Here is an 8266-nt window from a genome sequence, read left to right as displayed (position 1 = left end):
GAACGCGCCGACGGCACCGTGGAGCGCCTCGACGGCGCCGCGACCACCGAGGTCGGCCCCGGCGACGTGCTCGTCCTGCGCACCCCCGGCGGCGGGGGCTACGGCACCCCGCCGGAGGACGGCGAGGCTACGGCGCCGTGACGAACCGGACCGGCGTGCCCGGCGCGGCCTGCGCCGCGGCCCCCAGGTCCGCCTCCCGCACCACCGCCACCACCGGGTAGCCGCCGGTCGTCGGATGGTCGGCCAGGAAGACCACCGGCCGGCCGTCCGGCGGCACCTGCACGGCGCCCAGGACCATGCCCTCGCTGGGCAGTTCCCCGGGCCGGGCGCGCTCCAGGGCGGGCCCGTCGAGCCGCAGCCCGATCCGGTTGCTCGCCGAGGACACCAGGTACGCGCGCGTGGTGAGCGCCCGGAGCGACGCACCCGTGAACCAGTCGTCGCGGGGCCCGAGCCGGACCCGCAGGACGAGTTCGTCCGGCGGGCCCGGCCAGGGGGGAGCGTCGACCGACCCCCGTACGGCCGTGGCCGCCCCCAGCGGCAGCACCGCCCCGTCCGCCAGCGGCGCCGGGCCCAGCCCGGACAGCAGGTCGGTGGAGCGGCTGCCGAGCACCGGATCGACGGCGATCCCGCCGCCGATCGCCACGTACGAGCGCAGCCCGCGCACGGCCGCGCCGATCTCCAGGAGCGCGCCGGCCGGGACCCGCACCGCGGTGCCCCAGGGCAGCGGGCGGCCGTCGGCCCGGAGCGGGCAGGGCGCGCCGCCCACCGCGACGGTCACCGCGCTCCGGGGGCGCAGGGCGCAGCCGTCGACCGTCGTCTCCAGGACGGCGGCGCCCTCGTCGTTGCCGACCAGCCGGTTCGCCAGCCGGGCGGCGGCCGGGTCCAGGGCCCCGGAGCGGGGCACGCCGAGGTGCGCGTACCCGGTCCTGCCCAGGTCCTGCACGGTGGTCAGGGCGCCGGCCCGGACCACGGCGACGGCACGGTCGTTCATCGGCCGGCCCCCGTCCGGGGCGCCGGGACGAACCGCACGCGCGTGCCGGGGGAGAGCAGCGCCGCCGGCTCGCGCCCGGTGTCCCACAGGACCACGTCCGTGGTCCCGATCAGCTGCCAGCCGCCCGGCGAGGAGCGCGGGTACACGCCCGTGTACGGCCCCGCCAGCGCCACCGCCCCGGCCGGCACCGCCGTCCGGGGGGTCGCCCGGCGCGGCACCTCGTACCGCGCGCCGAGCCCCGTCAGATAGCCGAAGCCGGGGGCGAAGCCGCAGAACGCGACCCGGAACTCGGCCGAGGAGTGGATCCGCACCGCCTCGCCGGGCGACACCCCCCACCGGGCGGCCACCTCCGCCAGATCGGGCCCGTCGTACCGGACCGGGACCTCCACGACCTCGCCCACGCGCGCGTGCGACGGCCGGAGTTCCCACTCCGGCAGTTCGGCCGCGAGCCGCGCGGGCTCGGCCACCCCGTCGAGCAGCACCGTCCGCGCCGCCGGCACGACCTCCCGTACGCAGGGCAGCGCGCCGGACGCCCGGCGGCGCAGCAGCTCCGCGTGGAACGCCTCGGCGGCCGCACCGTCGGCCAGTTCGACCAGGAGGGCCTGCTCGCCCACCCGCAGCACCCTCACGCGAAGGCCCCCACCGTGACCCCGGCGGATTCGAGACCGGTCCGCACGCGCCGGGCCAGCTCCACCGCGCCCGGGGTGTCCCCGTGCAGGCAGAGCGAACGCGCCCGGACGGGCACGGAGGTCCCGCAGTGCGCGGTCACCGTGCCCGCCCGGACCAGGGCCACCGACCGCTCGACCACCGCGTCCGGGTCGTGCACGACGGCCCCCTCCTGCCCCCGTGGCAGCAGGGAACCGTCGGCCCGGTAGGCGCGGTCGCCGAACGCCTCGGCCACCGCCGGGAGTCCGGCCCGCCCGGCCGCCTCGTGCAGCCGGGAGCCCGGCAGCCCGAGCACCGGCAGCCCGCCGCCCGCGAGCAGCACCCCGTCGACGACCGCCGCGGCCTGCTCCGCGTCCCGCACCACCCGGTTGTAGAGCGCCCCGTGCGGCTTCACGTACGCCACCCGGGAGCCCGCCGCGCGGGCGAAGACCTCCAGGGCGCCGATCTGGTACGCCACCTCGGCGGCCAGCTCCGCCGCGGGCACGTCCATCGCGCGCCGCCCGAAGCCGGCCAGGTCCCGGTAGGAGACCTGGGCCCCGATCCGCACCCCCCGCTCGGCGGCGAGCTCGCACACCCGCCGCATGGTGACCGCGTCCCCCGCGTGGAAGCCGCAGGCCACGTTGGCGCTGGTGACGACGGAGAGCAGCCGCTCGTCGTCGGTCAGCGTCCAGCGGCCGAAGCCCTCGCCGAGATCGGCGTTCAGGTCGATCGAGACCCCGCTCATGATGGTGCCGTTCCTTTCACAGGTGCTGTGGTGCCGTGGTGCCGTGGTGCCGTGGTGCGTTTCGTGCCGTGGTGCGGTCGTGCGGCGGCGGTACGCGCGCGTGGGGAAGCCTGCTCAGACGGCGATCCGGTACTCCTCGTCGAGGACGTCGGTGACGAACATCCGCCCCGGCGCGTGGGTGATCGCGAACGGCGGGCGCGAGGCCATGACGGCCGCCTGCGGGGTGACCCCGCAGGCCCAGAAGACCGGCACGTCCCCGGGTTCCGCGACCACCGGGTCCCCGAAGTCCGGCCGGTCCAGGTCCCGGATCCCGAGCGCCGCCGGGTCGCCCGCGTGCACCGGTGCCCCGTGGACCGCCGGCAGCAGCCCGCTGATCCGCCGCGCCACCGGGACGAGCCGCGCGGGGACCGGCCGCATCGACACCACCATCGGCCCGTGCAGCCGCCCCGCCGGCCGGCAGGCCCGGTCCGTCACGTACATCGACACGTTCCGGCCCTGCTCGACATGGCGCAGCGGCACCCCCGCCGCGGCGAGCGCCCCCTCGAAGGTGAAGCTGCACCCGATCAGGAACGAGACCAGGTCCTCCCGCCAGTACGGCGTGGCGTCCGCCGGCTCCGCCACCAGGCGCCCGTCCTGCCACACCCGGTAGCCCGGGATGTCGGTGCGCAGGTCGGCGCCGGGCGCCAGCGAGGTGGTCCAGGAGCCGGCGTCGGTGACGTCGAGGACCGGGCAGGGCCGCGGATTGCGGGTGCAGAAGAGGAGCACGTCGTAGGCCCAGTCGGCGGGCACCGCGATCAGATTGGCCTGGGCGTGCCCGGGCGCCCAGCCGGCCGTCGGGCCCGCCGTCCCGGCCCGCGCACGCGCGCGTGCCTCCCGCGGTCCGGGGACCGGCGTCCCCAGGAGGTCGACGCCGTTCATCCGAGCTCCTTTCCGCGCGTCTCCGGCAGGCCGAGCAGCGCCACCACGGCGAGTCCGTACCCCACCGCGCCGAAGACCAGCGCGCCGCCGACGCCCCAGCTCTCGGAGAGGAAGCCGACCAGGGTGGGGAAGACCGCGCCGACCGCGCGGCCCGTGTTGTACGTGAGCCCCTGGCCGGTGCCGCGCACCGGCGTCGGGTACAGCTCGGCGAGGAAGGAGCCGAAGCCGCTGAAGATGGCCGACATGCAGAACCCGAGCGGGAAACCGAGGAGCAGCAGCAGGGTGTTGGCGCCCGCCGGGATCTGGGTGTACGCGATCACCGACACCGCCGACAGGACGGCGAAGAGCGCGATGTTCCGCTTCCGGCCGATCCGGTCCGTCAGATGGCCGCCGGTCAGATAGCCGATGAAGGCGCCGGAGATGAGCAGCGTCAGATAGCCGCCGGTGCCGACCACGGTGAGCCCGCGCTCGGTCTTGAGGAAGGTCGGCACCCAGGTCGCGAGCGTGTAGTAGCCGCCCTGCACGCCCGTGGACAGCAGGGTCGCGAAGAGGGTGACGCGCAGCAGGCCCGGCTTGAACACCGCCCGCAGCGAACCCCGTTCGGCGCTCGCCACGCGCGCGGCGGCCGCCTGCGGGGCGTCCTCCACGTTCCGCCGCACCCAGAACACCAGCAGCGCCGGCAGGGCGCCGGTCCAGAACAGGATCCGCCAGGCCAGGTCCGCGTCGAAGAACTGGAACACCAGGGTGTAGACGATCACGGCGAGGGCCCAGCCCGCCGCCCACGCCGACTGGACCGCGCCGAGCGTGCGGCCCCGGTGCCGGGCGGAGGCGTACTCGGCGACCAGGATCGCCCCGACCGCCCACTCGCCGCCGAAGCCGAGGCCCTGGAGCGCCCGGAAGACCAGCAGGGTCTCGTAGTTCGGCGCGAAACCGCAGAGCACGGTGAAGAGCGCGTACGTGATCACCGTGATCATCAGTGCCCTGACCCGGCCCACCCGGTCGGCGAGGATCCCGGCGAGCGCGCCGCCCACCGCCGAGACCACCAGGGTCACCGTGGTGAGCAGTCCGGTCTGGCCCTTGTCCAGGCCGAAGTAGGCGGCGATCGCCACCATGGACAGCGGCAGGGTGAAGAAGTCGTAGGAGTCCAGGGCGTATCCGCCGAACGCGCCGCCGAACGCGCGCCGTCCGCGCGGGCCGAGGGCGCGCAGCCAGCCGAAGGCGCCGGTCGCGTCGGGCCGGTCGTCCTGGGAGTGCTGCCGGGTCTGTGTCGTGCTCATCTGCACCTCGCAGTTGGGGGAGGCGTGCCTGAGAGACGTACGAGCGGGCCGTGCGTGGGGTGTGCGGTGGCGCCAAGGTAGGGGATTGTTCAACGATTCGACAAGGGGCCTGTTGTTTCGGATCCGTTTCTGCGGTTGACTCGGCGGCCGGACGACGACGGGGCGACCGCCCCGCAGGGAAGGGGGACCGTGGACGCGAGCGGCACCGGGACGACCGGGGGACTGGCGGACGACCGCGCGCTGCTCGGGCGCACCAGCACGGCGGAACGGGTCGCGGACATCCTGCGCACCCGCATCGCCGAGGGCTTCTTCCCGCCCGGCACCCGGCTCTCCGAGGAGAGCATCGGCGGCGCCCTCGGGGTGTCCCGGAACACCCTGCGCGAGGCGTTCCGGCTGCTCACCCACGAGCGGCTGCTCGTCCACGAGCTCAACCGCGGCGTCTTCGTCCGCGTCCTCGCCGTCGACGACGTCGAGGACATCTACCGCACCCGCCGGCTCGTCGAGTGCGCCGTCGTGCGCGGCCTCGGCCACCCGCCCTTCCCGGTGGACGGCCTCGCCGCCGCCGTCGCCGAGGGCGAGGCCGCCGCCCGGGCCGGCGACTGGCGCGGGGTCTCCACCGCCAACATCCACTTCCACCGCGAACTCGTCGCCCTGGCCGGCAGCGCCCGCACCGACGAGCTCATGCGCAGCGTCCTCGCCGAACTCCGGCTCGCCTTCCACGTCGTGGACGACCCCCGGGCCCTCCACGAGCCCTACCTCGTCCGCAACAAGGAGATCCTGGACGCCCTGCGGGCGGGGGAGCGGGCCGCCGCCGAACGCCTCCTCGCCCGCTACCTCGACGACTCGATCAGCCGCGTCGCCGCCGCCTACGCCCGGGCCGTGGACGAACCGGCCGCGGAGTAGCCGCCCACCGGGGCTGCCGGGACTGCCGCGTCTGCACGGGCGGGCGACCGGGGTGACCGGGGCGACCGGGGACACGGGGGCCGTCCGGCGGGAGGAGCGGGAGGGTACCGCCCCGGGCCCGGCCGGGGCGGTGGTTTCTGCGCCGTTTCGACCCATGTCAGTGCGAGGACCTACTCTGTGCACCGTGACTTCGCCTGCCTCGACGGACCTCGCTCCGCCCCAGCTCAGCGCGGGGCCGCGCCCCGCGCAGGGGCCGGCCGCCGACGAAGGGCTCGCGCGGCGCCTGCGCGCGCTCGCGTGCACCGCGCCGCTGCACGACCTCGACGCGCGCAAGGCCAACCTCGCCGGCGAGTACACGGTCTACGCGATGGCCGAGGTCGCCCTCTCCGCGATCGACCTCGTCACCCTCCACATGGACTTCGACACCGGTGCCGACCACGACCAGGTCGTCGCCCGGCTGCTGCCCCGCGTCGCCGCCCAGGCCCCGCAGCGCCCCGCCGCCGAGCACGAGCGCGTGGCCCGCTGGGTGCTGGAGAACCTGATCAACGTCGGCAGCGTGGACCGCGGCTTCCGCGCCGTCTACGGCACCTTCGGCACCGACGGCGTGTACGTCCGCCGGGACTACGACTTCAAGCTCATCGAGGAGGTCCCCGGCTACGGCGGCACCGTCTGCCTCCGGACCACCGACGAGGCCGTCAACGTGCTCGTCGGCGCCCTCGACACCGACGTCACCAGCGCCCAGATCGCCGCCGAGGTGAAGCTGGAGGTCCTGATCAGCCGGGGCCGCCTCGCCGACGCCCAGCTCGCCGCCGAGCAGGCCCGCTACCGGACCGTCCAGTACGCCGAGACCCTCCGCAGGACCCTGGAGGCCACCCGGCGGAACGTGCGCGCGGTGGACTGGCTCAACAGCGTCCCGGACATGATCGCGGAGGCGCTCGACCACGTCGCCGACCGCTACCGCCACGAGAACGCGATCCTGACCAACATCCGCAAGGCCCGCGACGAGGCCGAGGAGCCGGAGCACAAGCGCCGCGCCGCCGAGCTGGTCGACATCGTCAAGGACTGCATCCGCCGGCACACCCAGCTCCAGTCCCGGCTCCTGGAGGCCGGCCCGCTGTTCCGCGCCGAGCAGGACCGGCAGGCGTTCGCCGCCCCCACCCGGTACACCGGCCTCGACCTGTACGGGCAGCTCGTCGCGCCCGTGCTGCCGCTCCCCGTCGAGCGGGCCACCCGGGTCACCGACGCCTTCTTCGCGCGCGGCACCGGCCTGCGCACCCCCGCCTCGGTCCGCCTCGGCGACCTCGTGGACCTGCTGCTCACGCCGCCGGTCGAGCGCGAGCACCTCGGCGCGGAGATGCCCGAGCCGGACCTGATCGCCACCCCCGACGACTCCCGCTTCAGCGAGCGGCAGCTCGCGGACGCGCTCGCCCTGCTCGACCTGGAGCACGACGCCCCGCGCCGGCTCTCCGGTCTGCTCGCCGACGCCCGCGCCACCGGCGGCGAGGACCTCGCCTACCTGGTGGCCCTGCTCGCGGTCCACGCGGCCAGCCCGCCGGTCGGCACCGCATACCGGCAGGGCGAGGAGCGGCTGCTCTTCGCCGTCGACGACGGCACCCCGCTGGACGACCCCGGCTTCGGCGGCGCCGACCTCATCGTCGGCACGGCGCTCCTCGACGCCGTCGGCATGGCCGCCGACCGTACGGAGGCGACGTGACGTACGTCTCCGACACCACCCCGCCCGCCGCCGTCACCCCCGTGCCGCTGCCCCTGCCCCGGGCCGCCGGCACCGCAGCCGTACCGAACGAGAGCCGCACCGAGGAGCCCCAGCCGTGAGCGACGTCCAGCACACCGAGTACGACGGGTACCCGGACGCGTGGAGCGAGCAGGAGTCCCCCCGACCCCCGGCCCCCGGCACCGGCCCCGGCACCGGATCCGGAAGCGCCGCCGTCACCCCGGCCGACGCCGCCGACGCCGCGCGGCTGGTCTCCTTCGGCCTCCAGCCCAAGCTGCTGCCGGCCCGCGACGCCGAGTACGCCGAGCTGCTGCGCCGCTACCAGGAGGACCCGGCCTTCGCGCGGCTCGCCGACGCCGTCGCGACCGGCCTCGGCCTGATCGTCCTGGAGGTCTCCCCGCGCGCGGGGATGGCCGTCACCGCCGGCGAGGACTCCGTCTTCGCCGTCCGCATGGGCGACTACGCCCGCCGCGCCAACACCGACTCCGCCGACCGCTTCCTGCACGGCCTCGCCCACCTCGCCGTCGCCGCCATGGCCTTCCCGCGCCCCGAGGACCTCGCCGACGACGCGTACATCGGCCGCCTCACCGTCAACGGCGTGGACTCCTTCGTCCGCCAGGCGTGCCTCCGCCTGGAGCAGCGCGCCGAGGAGGAGGGCGAGAACACCGACCCGGCCTCCGACGCCCCCGGCCTGGAGGCCGCCTGGCGCGTCTGGTCCCGCCGCAGCACCACCGGCGCCACCAAGGACGCCCGCCGCCTCGCCGGCTCCACCACCGGCATCGTCGCCAAGGCCGTCGCCTTCCTCACCGACTCCGGCTTCCTCCAGCGCACCGGCGACGAGAGCGGCGGCTCCTACCGCACCACCGCCCGCTACCAGCTCCAGGTCCGCGACATGGCCGGGTCCGCCGCCCTGGCCGAACTCCTCGACCTCGGCATCGTCCCCGTCAGCGACGGCACCGCCACCCTCGTCCCGCCGCCCGAGGGCGACGACCTGGACCTCGCCGCCGACGCCGGCCTGCCCTTCCACGCGTAACCCGCCCCCCCCGCGTCCCCCG

The 8266-nt window shown here is 76.0% G+C and carries 10 protein-coding genes; 5 read left to right on the top strand and 5 right to left on the bottom strand.

The window, feature by feature from the left end; genetic code table 11:
• A partial coding sequence (locus ACFW1I_RS26185; RefSeq protein ID WP_384674389.1) for a hydantoinase B/oxoprolinase family protein occupies positions 1 to 141 on the top strand: 141 nt, incomplete at its 5' end.
• Here the strand turns inward: ACFW1I_RS26185 and ACFW1I_RS26180 are convergent.
• From ACFW1I_RS26180 to ACFW1I_RS26160, 5 genes are all read right to left on the bottom strand, one after another.
• Positions 128 to 991, bottom strand: a complete 864-nt coding sequence (locus ACFW1I_RS26180; protein ID WP_384674384.1) for a biotin-dependent carboxyltransferase family protein — start codon at positions 989 to 991, stop codon at positions 128 to 130. The two genes, ACFW1I_RS26185 and ACFW1I_RS26180, sit on opposite strands and share 14 nt — an antisense overlap.
• On the bottom strand, positions 988 to 1620 hold the full coding sequence (locus tag ACFW1I_RS26175; protein ID WP_384674381.1) for an allophanate hydrolase subunit 1: 633 nt from the start codon (positions 1618 to 1620) through the stop codon (positions 988 to 990). Before ACFW1I_RS26175 ends, ACFW1I_RS26180 begins: the two co-directional genes overlap by 4 nt.
• Positions 1617 to 2381, bottom strand: coding sequence for a LamB/YcsF family protein (locus tag ACFW1I_RS26170; RefSeq protein ID WP_384674378.1), 765 nt, complete (start codon positions 2379 to 2381; stop codon positions 1617 to 1619). Before ACFW1I_RS26170 ends, ACFW1I_RS26175 begins: the two co-directional genes overlap by 4 nt.
• A gap of 114 nt (positions 2382 to 2495) precedes the next feature.
• Complete coding sequence (locus ACFW1I_RS26165) at positions 2496 to 3299, bottom strand: putative hydro-lyase (RefSeq protein ID WP_384674375.1); 804 nt, start codon at positions 3297 to 3299, stop codon at positions 2496 to 2498.
• Positions 3296 to 4576, bottom strand: a complete 1281-nt coding sequence (locus ACFW1I_RS26160; protein WP_384674372.1) for an MFS transporter — start codon at positions 4574 to 4576, stop codon at positions 3296 to 3298. The genes ACFW1I_RS26165 and ACFW1I_RS26160 overlap by 4 nt, the downstream gene beginning before the upstream one ends.
• Before the next feature lie 189 nt (positions 4577 to 4765).
• On the opposite strand from ACFW1I_RS26160, the gene ACFW1I_RS26155 reads away from it, so the two are divergent.
• The 4 genes from ACFW1I_RS26155 (at position 4766) to ACFW1I_RS26140 (ending at position 8244) form a co-directional block, all read left to right on the top strand.
• Positions 4766 to 5479: a GntR family transcriptional regulator gene (locus tag ACFW1I_RS26155; protein WP_384674369.1), complete on the top strand. Its 714-nt coding sequence runs from the start codon at positions 4766 to 4768 to the stop codon at positions 5477 to 5479.
• 184 nt (positions 5480 to 5663) lie between these two features.
• Positions 5664 to 7193 (top strand): hypothetical protein, encoded by a 1530-nt coding sequence (locus ACFW1I_RS26150; RefSeq protein ID WP_384674366.1) that lies wholly within the window; start codon positions 5664 to 5666, stop codon positions 7191 to 7193.
• Positions 7190 to 7312, top strand: coding sequence for a hypothetical protein (locus tag ACFW1I_RS26145; protein ID WP_384674363.1), 123 nt, complete (start codon positions 7190 to 7192; stop codon positions 7310 to 7312). The genes ACFW1I_RS26150 and ACFW1I_RS26145 overlap by 4 nt, the downstream gene beginning before the upstream one ends.
• The gene (locus ACFW1I_RS26140; protein ID WP_384674360.1) at positions 7309 to 8244 is read left to right on the top strand and encodes a hypothetical protein; all 936 of its coding nucleotides are present in this window, start codon (positions 7309 to 7311) and stop codon (positions 8242 to 8244) included. Before ACFW1I_RS26145 ends, ACFW1I_RS26140 begins: the two co-directional genes overlap by 4 nt.
• Positions 8245 to 8266 lie beyond the last annotated feature (22 nt).

It is taken from the genome of Streptomyces sp. NPDC058955 (genome assembly GCF_042741435.1).
GTDB lineage: Bacteria > Actinomycetota > Actinomycetes > Streptomycetales > Streptomycetaceae > Streptomyces.
Note: the sequence above shows the minus strand (reverse complement) of the source record. Positions and strands in the feature narration are given on the sequence as shown.